Source organism: Providencia sp. PROV188, assembly GCF_027595165.1.
In the GTDB taxonomy this organism is placed as follows: domain Bacteria; phylum Pseudomonadota; class Gammaproteobacteria; order Enterobacterales; family Enterobacteriaceae; genus Providencia; species Providencia lanzhouensis.
The window spans coordinates 2724257-2741645 of sequence record NZ_CP097291.1 but is presented as its reverse complement, the minus strand read 5'-3'; the positions used below and the strand labels follow the sequence as shown (position 1 = coordinate 2741645).

The window sequence follows — 17389 nt, the reverse complement described above, 5'->3', positions numbered from 1 at the left end:
ATTTCACTTTAGGAGTTTTCCTAATACTTTTTTTGATTATTTTGCATCGATTGTTTTTTTGACAAATTAATTTTTTATTTACCCATAAAAAAACCGATAAATACAATGAGCAAATTATTGTCAGCAAAATAACACTGTGAATTAAAACAGTTATTTAATGTGTTGAAATATAATGATTTTATATTGAAATACGTATTATTTGGTAGTTTTGTTTAAATAATCATCAATAAATGATGATCAAAAGGTAAAAAATAGACACGAAATAAACTGATTAAAAATGAGACGTATATATCATTTACTCAAATTTGTATGATTTTGCAGCAATGAAATAGATTTAAATATGTTTTACCTGCGTTTTATAAATAAGTGAATTATATCAACTCGTTATTTCTCTTTTTCTTTCCAAGTAAGATTTTTTCCCACTTTTTCTTTTCTAAAACGTTCTGTAAATAAAGCTAAAGCTACGTGCGGCTGGCTTGACAACGTTTTCATACCATTCGTAAACTTTATAAGTGGAGAATTGTGGGGTAAAGTGGGGCAGTTGGAAATAAAGGGGAAAAATCAGGTATGTTTCGTGGGGCTACACTGGTTAATCTCGACAGCAAAGGGCGGCTAACCGTGCCTACTCGTTATCGAGGAATGCTGAGCGAGGAATCGAAAGGGCAAATGGTATGTACCATTGACCTTCACCAGCCATGCCTGCTGCTTTATACCTTACCCGAATGGGAAATCATTGAGGAAAAACTATCTAAGTTATCCACCATGAATCCCGCAGAACGTCGAGTACAGCGCCTTTTACTTGGTCATGCCAGTGAATGTCAGATAGACAATGCAGGACGTCTTTTGCTAGCTAGCACGCTGCGTCAACACGCAGGGCTAACAAAAGAGGTCATGTTGGTGGGCCAAATAAATAAATTTGAAATTTGGGATGAACAGATGTGGTACCAGCAAGTGGAAAATGACATCGCTGCTGAGCGTCTAGCCGACGAACCGCTGTCCGCCCGTCTACAGGATTTGTCACTATAACAATGACACAGCAGCAATTTAAACATGTAACAGTACTGCTCGATGAAGCAGTGAACGGCTTAAATCTTAAACCAAATGGTATCTATATTGATGGCACATTTGGTCGCGGTGGACACTCTCGCTTAATTTTAAGCCAACTGGGAGAGCAAGGTCGCTTGATTGCCATTGACCGTGACCCAGAGGCGATTAAAGCCGCTCAAGGAATTGATGACCCACGTTTTATGATTAAGCATGGCCCATTTTCAGCAATTGTAGATTATGTGGAAGAAGAAGGCTTAGTGGGCAAGATTGATGGTGTGTTGCTGGATCTCGGTGTCTCTTCGCCGCAGTTAGATGACCCAGAGCGTGGATTCTCATTTATGCGTGATGGACCACTGGATATGCGAATGGACCCAACGCGTGGTCAATCAGCGCAGCAATGGCTGATGACGGCAGAAGCTGACGACATCGCATGGGTATTAAAAACATTTGGTGAAGAGCGTTTTGCAAAGCGCATCGCAAGAGCCATCGTTGAGCGTAACCATAATCCAGAAGAAGAGCCGCTAACGCGTACGCGTCATTTGGCCGAGCTGATTGCCAAAGTCAGTCCGATTAAAGACCGACATAAGCACCCAGCAACCCGCAGCTTCCAAGCGATTCGTATTTATATCAATAGCGAGCTGGAAGAGATTGAGAAAGCATTAAATGGTGCGATGTCTGTTTTAGCACCTGAAGGGCGTTTATCCGTGATCAGTTTCCATTCATTGGAAGACAGATTAGTAAAACGCTTTATTCGTCAAAACAGTACCGGACCTTCTGTTCCTGCGGGGATCCCGCTGACAGAAGCGCAAATCAAAGAGCTAGGTGCCGCTAAATTACGCGCATTAGGCAAAATGAAGCCTTCCGAGATTGAAGTTGACGAAAACCCACGAGCACGTAGCTCGGTGTTACGTTTTGCAGAGAGAGCGGTAGAGTAATGACACCAGAAAGACACAGTTTAGCCAGAGTCATCGGTCGTGATTTATTTCGTTACGGAATTATTCCGATGATTTTGCTAGCCGCGATAGTGATTAGCGCTGTGTTTGTGGTGACCACCGCTCATGAAACACGACTGCTGACCGCCGCCAAAGATAAGTTGTACGAAGAAAAAGATTTTCTCGATATCGAATGGCGAAACTTGATTCTTGAAGAGAATGCGTTAGCCAGTCACAGCCGTGTTGAGCGTTTATCTGTTGAGAAATTACAAATGGTTCATGTGGAGCCATCCCAAGAAAACATTATTGTTTCCAAGCAATAACGAAGGTTAAGAATGAAAGCAACCAAACCCGCTAAGAACAAGAAAACAGAAGAAGTCACCAGCTTTGTTCGCTGGCGTTTTGTTTTGTTGTGTGGATGTATTGGGTTGGCACTAGCAGGGTTGTTGACTCGCGTTGCGTACCTACAAATTATTGCCCCTGAAAAACTGGTTAAAGAGGGAGATATGCGCTCCCTTCGCGTTCAAGAAGTATCAACGGCTCGAGGAATGATCAGTGACCGTGAAGGTCGCCAATTAGCAGTCAGTGTTCCGGTTAACGCTATCTGGGCTGATCCTAAAGAAGTCTTTGAAAAAGGCGGCGTAAGTAACGATGAACACTGGAAAGCGCTCGCCGATGCATTAGATATTCCTCTTGAACAAATCACCACCAAAATTTCTGCTAACCCGAAAGGGCGCTTTGTTTACCTCGCTCGTCAAGTTAACCCCTCCATCGGTGAATATGTCCGCAAACTAAAAGTTCCGGGGATCTATTTACGTAAAGAATCTCGCCGATATTACCCATCAGGTCCGGTTACAGCCCACTTATTAGGCGTAACAAATATCGATGGTGAAGGCATTGAAGGGGTAGAAAAAAGCTTTAACCGTTGGTTAAAAGGCTCTCCGGGTGAACGTACGGTACGTAAAGATCGTAATGGACGCGTGATTGAGACCGTCTCTTCCGTCGATAGCCAAGCAGCACATAATTTGATGCTCAGTATTGATGAGCGTATTCAATCTATTGTGTATCGCGAGCTGACGAAAGGCGTTCAAGAGAACAAAGCTGAGTCCGGTGTGGCAATCCTGGTGGATGTGAATACTGGGGAAATTTTAGCGATGGCAAACAGTCCATCCTATAACCCAAATAATCTCGCGGGTACGCCGATGGATTTCATGCGTAACCGTGCTATCACGGATATTTTTGAACCGGGTTCAACCGTGAAGCCACTTGTCGTCATGAGTGCGCTACAAAACAAAATTATAAAAGAAAATACCGTACTAAATACCTATCCGTACCGCGTTAATGGTCATGAAATCAAAGACGTTGCGCGTTACGCAGAGTTATCCATTACGGGTATTTTACAGAAGTCGAGTAACGTTGGTGTTTCAAAATTAGCGTTAGCGATGCCTGCTACAGAGCTGGTGGACGTGTATAGCCGCTTTGGGTTTGGCAAGCCGACTAATCTGGGGTTAGTCGGGGAAAGTAGTGGCATCTTTCCAAGTAAAAAAACACGGTGGTCAGATTTAGAAAGGGCCACCTTTTCTTTCGGGTACGGGCAGATGGTGACTCCATTACAACTTGCGCGTGCCTATGCAACGATCGGTAGTTTTGGGATATATCGCCCGTTATCGATTACTAAAGTCGACCCGCCTGTTCCGGGGACGCGAGTGTTTCCTGAGCCAATAATGCGCACCGTTGTGCATATGATGGAAAGTGTTGCTCTGCCAGGTGGCGGGGGAACACGTGCCGCAATTAAAGGCTATCGTATTGCAATTAAAACAGGTACCGCGAAAAAAGTCGGACCTGAAGGGCGCTATATCAATGAATATATCGCTTATACCGCAGGGGTTGCTCCCGCAAGCAACCCGCGCTATGCCCTCGTTGTGTTAATCAACGATCCAAAAGCCGGTAAGTACTACGGAGGTGCAGTATCTGCACCTATCTTTGGTTCTATCATGGGCGGGGTTTTACGTCTCATGAACGTCGAGCCTGATGCATTGCAAACAGACGATAAAAGTGAAATCGTGAACAGTCAAAAAGAGGTTAAAAGTGGCAGATCGTAATCTTTGTGAACTCCTCGCCCCATTTGGTGTGAGTACAACAAATATCTCTTTACGAGAGATGACGCTAGACAGTCGAAAGGCTGCCGCGGGCGATCTGTTTATTGCTATAAAAGGCCATCAGTCAGATGGTAGACACTATATTCCTCAAGCTATCGCACAAGGGGTTTCTGCGGTTATCGCAGAAGCACAAGGCGAAGCAGAAGAAGGCGAAATTCGCTTTATTCATGGTGTGCCTGTCATTTATCTTAACGACCTAAACAATCGTTTATCCGCATTAGCGGGTGAGTTTTACCATCAACCTTCATCCCAAATGAAATTAGTGGGTGTGACGGGGACCAACGGTAAGACCACCACCACGCAATTAATTGCGCAATGGGCAAAAGGATTAGGCGAAACATCAGCAGTAATGGGAACGGTAGGTAATGGGCTACTGGGGCAAGTTTCTCCAAGCGAGAACACCACAGGCTCCGCTGTTGATATCCAATTAGAACTGACTCAATTACTGAATAAAAAAGCGACGTTGACGGCGATGGAAGTTTCTTCTCATGGCTTGGTGCAAGGTCGTGTTGCTGCGCTGCAATTTGATGCGGCAGTGTTCACTAACTTAAGCCGTGATCATCTTGATTATCATGGTGATATGGCTAACTATGAAGCCGCTAAATGGTTACTGTTTTCTACTCATCAAACCAAAACTCAAATTATTAATGCTGATGATGAAGTCGGGCTGAAGTGGTTGCAGCGTTTGCCGCAAGCTTGTGCGGTGACGATGGAGAATCGTATTCCAGCTAACTGGCAAGGTCCATGGTTAAAAGCCACCGACGTGGATTATCACGATAAAGGCGCAACTATTCATTTCATGTCAAGTTGGGGTGAAGGTTCGTTTGAAAGCCCATTAATGGGGGCGTTTAACGTAAGCAACTTATTGCTGGCGATGGCGACGCTATTGATGATGGATTATCCATTAGAGAAGCTTTTAGCGACAACCGGCGCATTAATGCCAGTCTGTGGCCGTATGGAAGTTTTCAGCGTTGCAGGCAAACCAACTGTGGTTGTGGATTATGCTCATACCCCTGACGCATTAGAAAAAGCGTTAGCGGCTGCGCGTTTACATTGTAAAGGCAAGCTGTGGTGTGTCTTTGGTTGTGGCGGTGATAGAGATAAAGGCAAACGCCCTCTGATGGGTGCTTCTGCTGAACAATACGCTGATAAAGTCGTGATCACCGACGATAACCCTCGCAGCGAAGATCCGCTGGATATTATCAACGACATCATGGCGGGTATTTTGGATTCTAGCCGCGTATTTGCGATCCCAGGGCGCCCAGAAGCCGTTACCAACACTATCTTACAAGCACAACCTGATGATGTGATTTTAGTGGCGGGTAAAGGTCATGAAGATTATCAAATTATTGGTTCTCGCCGTTTAGATTATTCAGACCGCTTGACTGTCGCAAGATTGTTGGGGGTGATGGCATGATCCCGATGACCTTAACCCAGCTGGCACAAATCACTCACGGTCGTATTGAAAAAGCGAGCAATAACGAATTAGCGTTATTAAACGTGAGTACCGATAGCCGTAAAATCGACGCTAGCTGCCTGTTTATTGCCTTAAAAGGCGAGCGTTTTGATGCCCATGATTTTGCCGCTCAAGTGGTGGATGCGGGTGCCGCAGCACTGTTAGTTGACCATCAACTGGAAGTGAGCTGCCCACAAGTGATTGTTGAAGATACGCGTATCGCGATGGGGCAAATCGCCGCTTGGGTTCGCCAACAATCTAAAGCGAGAGTGGTTGGGTTGACTGGCTCTTCCGGCAAAACATCCGTGAAAGAGATGACTGCCTCGATTCTGGCGCAACGCGGTAAAACCTTATATACCGCAGGTAACTTGAATAATGATATTGGTGTTCCACTGACGCTGTTCCGTTTAACGGATGAATACCAATTTGCCGTGATCGAAATGGGGGCTAATCACCCACATGAAATTGAATACACAACCAATATCGTTAAGCCAGAAACTGCATTAGTGAATAACTTATTTGGTGCGCATCTTGCTGGTTTTGGTTCCCCAGAAGGCGTTGCTAAAGCCAAAGGTGAAATCTACCAAGGTCTGCCAGATGAAGGCACGGCGATTGTGAACTTAGATAGCTACTCGGATAAGTGGCAATTTAACCCTCGTCAAACCATTTGGTATTACTCGCTGACTGAAAAAGCGGATTTCTATCCTTCAGATATTCAAATCAAACAGCTGACAACTGATTTTACGCTACATACGCCGGTAGGGCAGGTTGAGATCACATTGCCATTACCGGGTGTACATAACATTGCCAATGTTTTAGCGGCAAGTGCATTAGCCATTTCTGTGGGAGCAACCTTAGAAGATATCAAACAAGGTATAGCTACCACGAAAGCGGTACCTGGGCGTTTATTCCCAGTGAGTTTAAGTGAGACGAAAGTCGTACTGGACGATACCTATAATGCCAATGATGGTTCGATGATTGCAGCGATTAATGTGCTGGCGAAAATGCCGGGCTATCGCATTTTGGTTGTCGGTGACATGGGGGAGCTTGGTGATTATGCCCATGAGTGCCACGAACGTGTTGGTTTAGCCGCGAAGCAAGCGGGTTTGGATAAAGTTCTTAGTGTTGGACAGTTAAGCGAAATCATTAGCCAATCTAGCGAACGTGGTGAGCATTTTACCGCGAAACAAGATTTATTAACCCGACTAATTCCGCTAGCACAGCAGAATGATGTTGTTTCTATTTTAGTTAAAGGTTCACGCAGCTCCGCGATGGAAGATGTCGTGAATGCATTGAAGGAGTGCTTCGAATGTTAGTCTGGTTAGCCGAATTATTGGTTCATAAATTTTCTGCTTTTAACGTCTTCTCCTATTTGACGTTCAGAGCCATTGTCGGTTTGCTGACAGCATTAGTTATTGCTCTGTGGATGGGGCCGCACCTGATAGCTTATTTGCAAAAAATGCAAATTGGGCAAGTGGTACGTAACGAGGGCCCTGAATCTCACTTTAGTAAACGTGGCACGCCAACGATGGGTGGGATTTTAATCCTATTTTCTATCTGCATGTCAGTGCTGTTATGGGCGCGTTTGGATAATCCATACGTCTGGTGTGTGCTGCTGGTTTTAGTGGGCTACGGTATTGTTGGTTTTGTTGATGATTACCGCAAAGTCGTTCGAAAAGACACCCGTGGTTTGATTGCACGTTGGAAATACTTCTGGCAATCAGTATTGGCGCTCGTTGTTGCATTCTCTATGTATGCGATTGGTAAAGATACACCAGCAACTCAGTTAGTGGTTCCATTCTTTAAAGATGTGATGCCGCAATTAGGTGTGCTGTACATTTTACTGGCTTACTTCGTTATCGTTGGAACCAGTAACGCCGTTAACTTAACCGATGGGTTAGACGGTTTAGCGATTATGCCAACCGTGTTTGTTGCCGCAGGTTTTGCGTTAGTCGCATGGGCAACGGGTAACGTTAACTTTGCTAACTATTTACACATTCCATTCTTACCGCACGCGGGGGAATTAGTGATTGTGTGTACGGCGATTGTTGGGGCAGGTTTAGGCTTCTTATGGTTCAACACCTACCCAGCACAAGTATTTATGGGTGATGTAGGCTCTTTGGCATTAGGTGGAGCATTAGGAACTATCGCTGTTTTACTGCGCCAAGAATTCTTATTAGTGATCATGGGCGGTGTGTTTGTGGTTGAAACACTGTCGGTGATTTTACAAGTTGGCTCCTTCAAATTACGTGGTCAACGAATTTTCCGTATGGCACCAATTCACCATCACTATGAATTGAAAGGTTGGCCGGAACCACGCGTTATCGTGCGTTTCTGGATTATCTCTCTCATGTTAGTTCTGATTGGACTAGCAACATTGAAGGTGCGTTAAGATGATTGGTTCACAGGCTCAGCAGTATCAGGGTAAAAACGTAGTGATTATCGGCTTAGGTTTAACCGGGCTTTCCTGCGTTGACTTTTTCCTTGCTCGTGGGGTTGTTCCTCGCGTGATGGATACCCGCGCTGTGCCACCTGGTGTTGATAAACTGCCTGAGAATGTTGTTTGTCATAGTGGCAGCTTAAATAATGAATGGCTGCAACAAGCGGATCTGATTGTTGCCAGCCCAGGCATTGCGTTAGCAACGCCACAGTTACAGGAAGCTGCAAGCAACGGTATTGAAATTGTGGGAGATATTGAGCTGTTCTGCCGTGAGGCGGATGCGCCGATTGTCGCAATCACAGGTTCTAATGGTAAAAGCACGGTAACTTCCCTTGTGGGAGAAATGGCGAAAGCAGCTGGAATTTCCGTTGGTGTGGGCGGGAATATTGGTATTCCTGCAGTTTCTTTGCTCAATCAAGGGCATAGCCTGTTTGTGTTGGAACTGTCTAGCTTCCAATTGGAAACTACGTCTAGCCTACGTGCAGCAGCTGCTACCGTGTTGAATGTGACTGAAGATCATATGGATCGCTATCCATTGGGGCTTGAGCAATATCGCGCAGCAAAATTACGTATTTATGATAATGCGCAACACTGTATTGTGAACGCGCAAGACCCGCTAACGCTCCCACATGACCAGAGTGTTAGCCAATACACCAGTTTTGGTTTAAATAGCGGTGATTACTACTTTGATACGCAAAAACGTGTCTTAGTTGCTCAAGGTGAAGAGGTGTTGGATGTGGCGCAAATGCATCTGACTGGGCAGCATAACTATATGAATGCACTGGCTGCATTAGCCTTAGCTGATACCGTGGCAATCCCGCGTGATGCGAGCCTTAAAGTCTTAAAAGAGTATGCCGGTTTAGTTCATCGCTTCCAGCTGGTCTTTTTCAATCGCGGTGTGCGTTGGATCAACGACTCGAAGGCGACCAATGTGGGCAGTACAGAAGCTGCACTCAATGGGTTACATGTGGATGGTAACATTTACTTATTGTTGGGTGGTGATGGCAAGTCAGCTGATTTTTCTCCGCTCAAAGAATACATTTCGGCAGATAACTACCGTTTATATTGTTTTGGTCGTGACGGTCAGCAATTAGCAGAACTCGCACCAGAAAAATCTGTGCTGACAGATACGATGGAACAGAGTATGCGCCAAATTGCGCCGTTGTTAAAATCGGGCGACATGGTGCTGTTATCCCCTGCATGTGCCAGCTTAGATCAGTTCAAAAGTTTTGAGCAGCGAGGTGATGTTTTTGCTCAACTCGCTAAGGAGTTAGGTTAATGACCATACCGGGTGCTTTGCGTTTAAAAAACTGGATCATCGGTGAAAAGAATGGCGTGATTTCAGGCACGACGCTCTACGACCGTACATTGGTTTGGTTAGCATTCGGTCTGGCGGCAATCGGCTTCATTATGGTGACCTCCGCATCGATGCCTGTAGGACAACGATTAACGGATGACCCATTCTATTTTGCTAAGCGTGACGTGGTGTATTTGGTCGTCGCATTTCTTCTGGTTTTAGGGGTAATGCGGGTCTCGATGGCAACATGGGAAAAATACAGTTTTATTTTGCTGATGGGCGCATTGGGCATGCTGGCAGTGGTGCTGGTGGCTGGTAGTTCCGTCAACGGGGCATCACGTTGGATTGACATCGGTATTGTGAAAATTCAGCCCGCAGAAATTTCGAAATTCGCGTTGTTTTGTTACGTTTCCAGCTATTTAGTTCGTAAGTCAGATGAAGTGCGCACCAAGTTTTTCGGCTTCGTAAAACCGATGTGTATTTTGATCATGATGGCGTTATTGCTGCTGTTGCAGCCAGACTTAGGAACGGTAGTTGTACTGGTTGTGACTACGTTAGGGTTGCTGTTTTTAGCCGGTGCGCGTTTAGCGCCGTTTATCATCGGTATCGCGGCTTGTGGTGTAGGCGTACTGGCTTTGATTGTCTTTGAACCGTATCGTTTGCGCCGCGTAACATCCTTCTTAAACCCGTGGGATGACCCGTTTGGTAGTGGCTATCAGTTAACACAATCTTTGATGGCGTTTGGTCGAGGCGAGCTACTTGGTCAAGGTCTGGGCAACTCAGTACAGAAATTAGAATATTTACCGGAAGCACACACTGACTTTATTTTCTCCGTACTAGCTGAAGAGCTGGGTTATGTAGGTGTGGTTCTGGTGTTACTGATGGTATTCATGCTGGCGTTTAGAGCGATGATGGTAGGACGTAGAGCGCTACTGACAAAGCAATTATTTGGTGGATATCTCGCGTGTGCCATCGGTATTTGGTTTACCTTCCAAGCATTGGTTAACGTGGGAGCTGCGGCAGGCATGTTGCCAACGAAAGGTTTAACACTCCCGTTAATCAGTTACGGGGGGTCGAGTTTATTAGTGATGTCAGCGGCGATCGCTGTGTTACTTAGAATTGATTATGAAACACGACTTGAGAAAGCTCAGGCGTTTGTAAGGAGTTCCAAATGAGTCAGGCAAAAAAATTACTCGTTATGGCAGGCGGAACTGGGGGACACGTTTTTCCCGGCTTAGCTGTGGCGCATTATTTGCAGGCTCAAGGTTGGGAAATTCGCTGGTTAGGTACTGCGGATCGCATGGAAGCCACCTTAGTACCGAAACACGGTATTGATATTGAGTTTATTCAGATCTCGGGTTTAAGAGGCAAAGGCATTGGTGCATTAATTGGTGCACCTTGGCGTATCTATAAAGCCATTCGCCAAGCGAAAGCGATTATTCAGCGCTATCAACCTGATGCCGTTCTTGGTATGGGCGGCTATGTATCTGGCCCCGGCGGTATCGCGGCTTGGCAATGTGGCGTCCCTGTTGTTCTCCATGAACAAAATGGGATCGCGGGATTAACCAATAAATGGTTATCAAAAATCGCTAAACGTGTTTTACAAGCTTTCCCTGGCGCATTCCCTGAGGCACCCGTTGTAGGTAACCCTGTGCGTGAAGATGTATTGGCATTGCCAGCGCCACAAGAGCGCTTAGCTGGTCGTGAAGGCGCGATACGCGTATTAGTTGTAGGTGGTAGCCAAGGGGCACGAATTTTAAATCAAGTCATGCCTGTAGTCGCTGGAAATGTGAGCAAACAGTTAAATATCTGGCATCAGGCTGGAAAAGGCAGTAAGGAATCGACAGAAGCACTGTATAATGATTGCTTGCAAAATTCAGGCAATTCTGAGTTTAAAGTGACTGAATTTATTGATGATATGGCGCAAGCTTACGCATGGGCTGATATTGTGGTTTGTCGTTCAGGTGCATTAACTGTCAGTGAGATAGCTGCGGCAGGTTTACCTGCGATTTTTGTTCCTTTCCAGCATAAAGACCGCCAACAATATTGGAATGCACTGCCTTTAGAACAAGCAGGGGCTGCGAAGATTATTGAACAACCGCAATTTACACCCGAAGCTGTTGTTGAGTTACTCAACAAGTGGGATAGAGCCGAATTATTGTCGATGGCAGATAAAGCCTATAGCTGTGCCATCACGGATGCAACCGAACGTGTTGCGGCGGTTATTTGCGATGTTGCGAAATAGCCTGACCATACAAAATAGAATGTAGACAGAATTTATAGAGAAGCGAAATACAGTGAATACACAACAGTTAGCGAAATTAAGAACATCGGTGCCAGAAATGCGTAGAGTACGGCACATTCATTTTGTCGGCATCGGTGGTGCTGGCATGGGTGGTATCGCTGAAGTGTTGGCTAACGAAGGTTATGAAATTAGTGGTTCAGATTTAGCACCTAATGCAGTGACTCAGCAACTGACTGAGTTAGGCGCCACTATCTATTTTAACCATCGTCCTGAAAACGTTGAAAATGCAAGTGTGGTAGTCGTTTCTACGGCTATTTCTGCAGAGAACCCTGAAATTCAAGCTGCAAAAGAGCTGCGTATCCCAGTGATTCGCCGTGCTGAAATGCTGGCTGAATTAATGCGTTACCGTCATGGTATCGCAGTGGCGGGAACTCACGGTAAAACAACGACAACGGCAATGATTTCTGGGATCTACGCTCAAGCGGGCTTAGACCCAACATTTGTGAATGGCGGATTAGTGAAATCAGCGGGAACCCATGCTCGCTTAGGTAGCAGCCGTTATTTAATCGCTGAAGCGGACGAAAGTGATGCATCATTTTTGCATTTACAGCCACTTGTTGCAGTTGTGACAAATATTGAAGCTGATCACATGGATACCTATCAGGGCAATTTTGAAAACCTGACAGATACCTTCATCAACTTCCTGCATAACTTGCCATTCTATGGCCGTGCAGTGATGTGTATCGATGACCCAGTGATCCGCTCATTATTACCAAAAATCGGTCGTTACATTACCACTTACGGCTTTAGTGACGATGCGGATGTTCGTATCACCAAGTACGAGCAAAAAGGGAATCAAGGCTTTTTCACGATTGCTCGTGAAGGCATGCCAGAATTAACTGTTGTGCTAAATGCACCTGGTCGCCACAATGCGCTCAATGCAACGGCAGCGGTTGCGGTAGCAACCGAAGAAGGTATCGACGATTTACACATTCTGTCCGCACTCGTGGAATTCCAAGGAACAGGTCGTCGTTTCGATTTCCTAGGTAACTACGCGCTGCGTAATGTGAATGGTAAAGAAGGCGAAGTGATGCTGGTGGATGACTATGGTCACCATCCAACAGAAGTGGATGCCACGATTAAAGCCGCTCGCGCAGGCTGGCCAGATAAACGTATCGTTATGGTTTTCCAGCCTCATCGTTATACGCGTACTCGTGACTTATACGATGATTTCGCAAACGTGCTAGGGCAGGTAGATGTCTTGCTAATGCTGGAAGTTTATTCTGCGGGTGAGAAGCCAGTTCCAGGAGCTGATAGCCGCTCATTATGTCGTACAATCCGCGGTCGTGGGCAGGTTGACCCTATTTTTGTGGCAGAACCTGAACAAGTTTCACATATGCTGGCACAAGTTCTTGATGATAACGACTTAATTTTAGTTCAAGGCGCAGGAAATATTGGTAAAATAGCCAAAAACCTAGCAGAAACGAAATTACAGCCACCGATGGTTGAGGAATAAGCATGACAGAAAAAATCGCGGTTCTCTTTGGCGGCACATCTGCTGAACGTGAAGTGTCACTTCAGTCTGGCAATGCTGTATTGGCGGGATTACGCCAAGCGGGCGTTGATGCACATCCAATTGATACCCAAGATTTTCCTGTTGTGACATTAAAAGAAGCTGGGTTTGATAAAGCGTTTATCGCCTTACATGGTCGTGGCGGGGAAGACGGTACGATCCAAGGAATGCTTGAGTTTCTCGGGCTTCCATACACCGGCAGTGGCGTAATGGCATCTGCACTGAGTATGGATAAACTACGCACCAAACAACTTTGGCAAGGTGCTGGACTAAGTGTTTCTCCATATATTTCACTTAACAAGCAGAAATATACTAATATTAAAAAAGAGCAGTTAGCTCAGCAAGTTAAGCACTTAGGACTGCCACTTATCGTTAAACCGAGTTTGGAAGGTTCCAGTGTTGGAATGAGCAAAGTTGATGCTCTGGATGCACTGCCAGAAGCCATTGAGCTTGCTTTCCAATTTGACGATACATTGTTGATTGAAAAGTGGTTAAGTGGTCCTGAGTATACGGTAGCGGTACTGGGGGACGAAGTTTTGCCTTCGATTCGTATTCAGCCACCGGGTATTTTCTATGATTATGAAGCAAAATATTTGTCCGATGAGACTCAATATTTCTGCCCAAGTGGTTTAACAAGCGACTTTGAAGCGAAACTGGCAGATATCGCAATGCAAGCTTATCAAGCGGTAGGCTGTCGTGGCTGGGGACGGGTTGATGTGATGCAAGATAGTGACGGGGAATTCTATTTGCTCGAAGTAAATACTTCGCCAGGAATGACCAGTCACAGTTTAGTTCCAATGGCTGCGCGTCAAGCAGGTTTGGATTTTTCGCAGTTAGTGGTACGTATTTTGGAATTGGCTAGTTGATATGTCACAGGCAGCGTTAAACGTAAGGCATCATAACCACAATAGCGGTCAGCAAGATGAAGATCCGCGCTCAAGACCAAGTAATGGGGCTTTTCTGGGCGGATTGATTTTCTTCCTGATGGTTGTCGGCACCATTGTGTGGAGCGGCTGGACTGTGATGAACTGGATGAAGGATGCCGATAGGCTGCCAATGTCCAAACTGATATTAACGGGAGAGCGTAACTACACCACCAATGACGATGTGCGAAAGGCAATTTTGTCATTAGGTCAGCCGGGAACCTTTATGACGGTGGATGTGAATGCGATTCAAAACCAAATCAGTATGATGCCGTGGATACGCCAAGTGACAGTGCGTAAACAGTGGCCGGATGAATTAAAAATCCATATTGCGGAGTACAAACCCTACGCAAGATGGAATGACCAAAACATGGTCGACCAAGAAGGGCGCGTATTTACCCTTCCACCAAGTCAAAATGGTAAAGGCGATTATGTGTTGCTGTATGGTCCGCAAGGAAGCCAAACAGAGGTTTTGAAAGAATTTGCTGTGCTAAGTGGTATTTTGGCGAAAAATAACTTGAAACTAAAATCCGTTTCTATGACAGCGCGCCATGCATGGCAGATTATTTTAGATAATGATGTAAGAGTCGAACTTGGGAAAAAAGATGTGTTAGAGCGGTTAAACCGTTTTCTCGAGCTTTATCCGCTCTTACAGCAAACGACTGATAAACGCGTCGACTATGTTGATTTGCGTTATACCAGTGGGGCAGCGGTGGGGTGGGCTCCTCTATTAGTTGACGCACCGCAAGGCTTCCAATAAGACAAATTGCTAATAACTCAAATTAGGCAGATAGGCAGAAGCAAATGATTAAAGCAACGGACAGAAAATTAGTGGTAGGCCTTGAAATTGGAACTTCCAAGGTGTCAGCCCTTGTAGGAGAAATTCTGCCCGATGGTATGGTTAATATTATTGGGGTGGGAAGCTGTCCATCTCGCGGAATGGACAAAGGTGGCGTTAACGATCTTGAGTCGGTTGTTAAATGCGTCCAAAGAGCGATTGACCAAGCTGAATTAATGGCAGATTGCCAAATTTCTTCTGTTTACCTTGCATTATCAGGTAAACATGTGAGCTGCCAAAATGAAATTGGTATGGTGCCAATTTCAGAAGAAGAAGTGACACAAGAAGACGTAGACAGCGTCGTTCATACGGCGAAATCTGTCCGAGTTAAAGACGAACACCGAATTTTGCATGTTATCCCGCAAGAATTCGCGATTGACTACCAAGAAGGCATTAAAAATCCAGTCGGTCTTTCTGGTGTTCGTATGCAAGCTAAAGTTCATCTGATCACTTGCCATAACGATATGGCAAAGAACATTGTGAAAGCTGTTGAGCGTTGCGGGTTAAAAGTTGATCAGCTTATTTTTGCCGGTCTTGCTGCAAGCTACAGTGTGTTGACTGAAGATGAGCGCGAATTAGGTGTCTGTGTTGTTGATGTCGGTGGCGGCACAATGGACATGGCAGTATATACGGGTGGTGCTTTGCGTCATACCAAAGTGATCCCATATGCAGGTAATGTGGTGACAAGTGATATCGCTTACGCATTTGGTACGCCGCCAACAGATGCCGAAGCGATTAAAGTGCGTCACGGTTGTGCAGTCGGTTCGATTGTGAGTAAAGATGAAACGGTGGAAGTACCGAGTGTTGGCGGTCGTCCACCGAGAAGTTTACAGCGTCAAACCTTAGCGGAAGTGATTGAGCCACGGTATACTGAGCTGTTAAATTTAGTGAATGAAGAAATTTTAAATTTACAGGAACAGTTACGCCAGCAAGGTGTCAAACACCACTTAGCGGCAGGGATAGTTTTGACGGGTGGGGCAGCACAGATTGACGGGCTAGTTGAATGCGCTCAAAAAGTGTTCCATACACAGGTCAGAATCGGTACCCCACTTAATATAACAGGATTAACGGATTATGCTCAGGAGCCGTACTACTCCACAGCGGTAGGGCTTCTGCATTACGGTAAAGAAAGCCACCTTGGCGATGATACCGAGACGGAAAAACGTGCTTCAGTTAGCGGGTGGTTTAGTAAGCTCACCAGCTGGCTGAGAAAAGAATTTTAATTTTTATTTAGAAGCATATTATTAGCTTCAATAGTAAGCACAAAACGGAGAGACATTATGTTTGAACCAATGGAGCTAACCAACGATGCGGTGATTAAAGTCATCGGCGTTGGCGGCGGCGGCGGAAATGCCGTTGAACACATGGTACGCGAGCGCATCGAGGGTGTTGAATTCTTCGCAGTCAACACCGACGCACAAGCCCTGCGTAAAACCGCAGTCGGACAAACCATTCAGATCGGTACCGGTATTACTAAAGGTCTGGGTGCGGGTGCAAACCCAGAAGTCGGCCGTAATGCGGCAGAAGAAGACCGTGAAGCACTGCGCAATGCTCTTGATGGCGCAGATATGGTGTTCATCGCTGCAGGCATGGGCGGTGGTACTGGTACAGGTGCAGCGCCAGTCGTTGCTGAAGTGGCTAAAGAATTAGGTATCCTAACCGTTGCTGTCGTGACTAAGCCATTCAATTTCGAAGGCAAAAAGCGTATGGCATTCGCGGAAGCGGGTATCACTGAGCTGTCTAAGCACGTTGACTCGCTGATCACTATCCCTAACGACAAGTTACTGAAAGTACTTGGTCGTGGTATCTCTTTACTGGATGCTTTTGGTGCGGCTAACGACGTATTAAAAGGTGCAGTTCAAGGTATCGCTGAGCTGATCACTCGCCCAGGCTTAATGAACGTGGACTTTGCTGACGTACGTACTGTGATGTCAGAAATGGGCTACGCGATGATGGGTTCAGGTGTCGCTCGTGGCGAAGATAGAGCGGAAGAAGCTGCTGAAATGGCAATTTCTAGCCCACTTCTGGAAGATATCGACCTGTCTGGTGCGCGCGGTGTTCTGGTCAACATCACTGCTGGTTTTGACCTGCGCTTGGATGAGTTTGAAACAGTGGGTAATACCATTCGTGCATTCGCATCAGATAATGCGACTGTCGTAATCGGTACCTCTTTAGACCCAGAAATGCATGAAGAATTGCGCGTGACTGTTGTTGCTACTGGTATTGGTATGGACAAACGTCCAGAAATTACTTTAGTGAGCAATAAAATGTCTCAACAAGCTTCTATGGAGCAACGCTATCAGCAAATGCAAAATAGCATGTCTTCATTAAATGATGAAAAACCAGCTGCAAAAGCCGTTAACGACCAAAATACACAAGTAAATAAAGAGCCGGATTACTTAGATATCCCAGCTTTCTTGCGTAAACAGGCCGATTAATTTTTAATTAGATTGGTTTTTCCGCTTTTTGTGCTAAAATT

General features: G+C 45.6%; 15 protein-coding genes. All 15 read left to right on the top strand.

The window, feature by feature from the left end; all coding sequences use genetic code 11:
* Positions 1-567: 567 nt before the first annotated feature.
* The 15 genes from mraZ to ftsZ all read left to right on the top strand — a co-directional run bounded on the left by mraZ (position 568) and on the right by ftsZ (position 17348).
* Positions 568-1026, top strand: a complete 459-nt coding sequence (mraZ, locus tag M5X66_RS12630; protein WP_036951207.1) for a division/cell wall cluster transcriptional repressor MraZ — start codon at positions 568-570, stop codon at positions 1024-1026.
* A 2-nt stretch (positions 1027-1028) separates the two neighbouring features.
* The gene (gene rsmH, locus M5X66_RS12625; RefSeq protein WP_270103608.1) at positions 1029-1982 is read left to right on the top strand and encodes a 16S rRNA (cytosine(1402)-N(4))-methyltransferase RsmH; all 954 of its coding nucleotides are present in this window, start codon (positions 1029-1031) and stop codon (positions 1980-1982) included.
* On the top strand, positions 1982-2302 hold the full coding sequence (gene ftsL / locus M5X66_RS12620; protein ID WP_036951205.1) for a cell division protein FtsL: 321 nt from the start codon (positions 1982-1984) through the stop codon (positions 2300-2302). Before rsmH ends, ftsL begins: the two co-directional genes overlap by 1 nt.
* Positions 2303-2314: 12 nt before the next feature.
* Positions 2315-4081: a peptidoglycan glycosyltransferase FtsI gene (ftsI, locus tag M5X66_RS12615; protein ID WP_036951204.1), complete on the top strand. Its 1767-nt coding sequence runs from the start codon at positions 2315-2317 to the stop codon at positions 4079-4081.
* Positions 4068-5555, top strand: coding sequence for a UDP-N-acetylmuramoyl-L-alanyl-D-glutamate--2,6-diaminopimelate ligase (murE, locus tag M5X66_RS12610; RefSeq protein WP_036951203.1), 1488 nt, complete (start codon positions 4068-4070; stop codon positions 5553-5555). Before ftsI ends, murE begins: the two co-directional genes overlap by 14 nt.
* Entirely contained in the window at positions 5552-6910 is a 1359-nt protein-coding gene (murF, locus tag M5X66_RS12605; protein WP_108478286.1) for a UDP-N-acetylmuramoyl-tripeptide--D-alanyl-D-alanine ligase, read from the top strand. The genes murE and murF overlap by 4 nt, the downstream gene beginning before the upstream one ends.
* On the top strand, positions 6904-7986 hold the full coding sequence (mraY, locus tag M5X66_RS12600) for a phospho-N-acetylmuramoyl-pentapeptide-transferase (RefSeq protein ID WP_036951201.1): 1083 nt from the start codon (positions 6904-6906) through the stop codon (positions 7984-7986). Before murF ends, mraY begins: the two co-directional genes overlap by 7 nt.
* Before the next feature lies 1 nt (position 7987).
* Positions 7988-9313: a UDP-N-acetylmuramoyl-L-alanine--D-glutamate ligase gene (gene murD / locus M5X66_RS12595; RefSeq protein ID WP_036951200.1), complete on the top strand. Its 1326-nt coding sequence runs from the start codon at positions 7988-7990 to the stop codon at positions 9311-9313.
* The gene (gene ftsW, locus M5X66_RS12590) at positions 9313-10506 is read left to right on the top strand and encodes a cell division protein FtsW (RefSeq protein ID WP_036951199.1); all 1194 of its coding nucleotides are present in this window, start codon (positions 9313-9315) and stop codon (positions 10504-10506) included. Before murD ends, ftsW begins: the two co-directional genes overlap by 1 nt.
* Entirely contained in the window at positions 10503-11576 is a 1074-nt protein-coding gene (gene murG / locus M5X66_RS12585; RefSeq protein ID WP_036951198.1) for an undecaprenyldiphospho-muramoylpentapeptide beta-N-acetylglucosaminyltransferase, read from the top strand. Before ftsW ends, murG begins: the two co-directional genes overlap by 4 nt.
* Positions 11577-11673: 97 nt before the next feature.
* Positions 11674-13092: a UDP-N-acetylmuramate--L-alanine ligase gene (gene murC / locus M5X66_RS12580; protein ID WP_154600130.1), complete on the top strand. Its 1419-nt coding sequence runs from the start codon at positions 11674-11676 to the stop codon at positions 13090-13092.
* 2 nt (positions 13093-13094) lie between these two features.
* Complete coding sequence (locus M5X66_RS12575) at positions 13095-14015, top strand: D-alanine--D-alanine ligase (RefSeq protein ID WP_270103607.1); 921 nt, start codon at positions 13095-13097, stop codon at positions 14013-14015.
* 1 nt (position 14016) lies between these two features.
* Positions 14017-14832 (top strand): cell division protein FtsQ, encoded by an 816-nt coding sequence (ftsQ, locus tag M5X66_RS12570; RefSeq protein ID WP_036951195.1) that lies wholly within the window; start codon positions 14017-14019, stop codon positions 14830-14832.
* A 44-nt stretch (positions 14833-14876) separates the two neighbouring features.
* Positions 14877-16133 (top strand): cell division protein FtsA, encoded by a 1257-nt coding sequence (ftsA, locus tag M5X66_RS12565; protein WP_036951194.1) that lies wholly within the window; start codon positions 14877-14879, stop codon positions 16131-16133.
* 57 nt (positions 16134-16190) lie between these two features.
* Entirely contained in the window at positions 16191-17348 is a 1158-nt protein-coding gene (ftsZ, locus tag M5X66_RS12560; RefSeq protein WP_036951193.1) for a cell division protein FtsZ, read from the top strand.
* Positions 17349-17389 lie beyond the last annotated feature (41 nt).

What these genes read in the sequence shown, in the direction of transcription:
- mraZ (WP_036951207.1), top strand. Translation starts at nt 568, where the DNA reads ATGTTTCGTGGGGCTACACTGGTTAATCTCGACAGCAAAGGGCGGCTA.
- rsmH (WP_270103608.1), top strand. Translation starts at nt 1,029, where the DNA reads ATGACACAGCAGCAATTTAAACATGTAACAGTACTGCTCGATGAAGCA.
- ftsL (WP_036951205.1), top strand. Translation starts at nt 1,982, where the DNA reads ATGACACCAGAAAGACACAGTTTAGCCAGAGTCATCGGTCGTGATTTA.
- ftsI (WP_036951204.1), top strand. Translation starts at nt 2,315, where the DNA reads ATGAAAGCAACCAAACCCGCTAAGAACAAGAAAACAGAAGAAGTCACC.
- murF (WP_108478286.1), top strand. Translation starts at nt 5,552, where the DNA reads ATGATCCCGATGACCTTAACCCAGCTGGCACAAATCACTCACGGTCGT.
- mraY (WP_036951201.1), top strand. Translation starts at nt 6,904, where the DNA reads ATGTTAGTCTGGTTAGCCGAATTATTGGTTCATAAATTTTCTGCTTTT.
- murD (WP_036951200.1), top strand. Translation starts at nt 7,988, where the DNA reads ATGATTGGTTCACAGGCTCAGCAGTATCAGGGTAAAAACGTAGTGATT.
- ftsW (WP_036951199.1), top strand. Translation starts at nt 9,313, where the DNA reads ATGACCATACCGGGTGCTTTGCGTTTAAAAAACTGGATCATCGGTGAA.
- murG (WP_036951198.1), top strand. Translation starts at nt 10,503, where the DNA reads ATGAGTCAGGCAAAAAAATTACTCGTTATGGCAGGCGGAACTGGGGGA.
- murC (WP_154600130.1), top strand. Translation starts at nt 11,674, where the DNA reads ATGCGTAGAGTACGGCACATTCATTTTGTCGGCATCGGTGGTGCTGGC.
- M5X66_RS12575 (WP_270103607.1), top strand. Translation starts at nt 13,095, where the DNA reads ATGACAGAAAAAATCGCGGTTCTCTTTGGCGGCACATCTGCTGAACGT.
- ftsQ (WP_036951195.1), top strand. Translation starts at nt 14,017, where the DNA reads ATGTCACAGGCAGCGTTAAACGTAAGGCATCATAACCACAATAGCGGT.
- ftsA (WP_036951194.1), top strand. Translation starts at nt 14,877, where the DNA reads ATGATTAAAGCAACGGACAGAAAATTAGTGGTAGGCCTTGAAATTGGA.
- ftsZ (WP_036951193.1), top strand. Translation starts at nt 16,191, where the DNA reads ATGTTTGAACCAATGGAGCTAACCAACGATGCGGTGATTAAAGTCATC.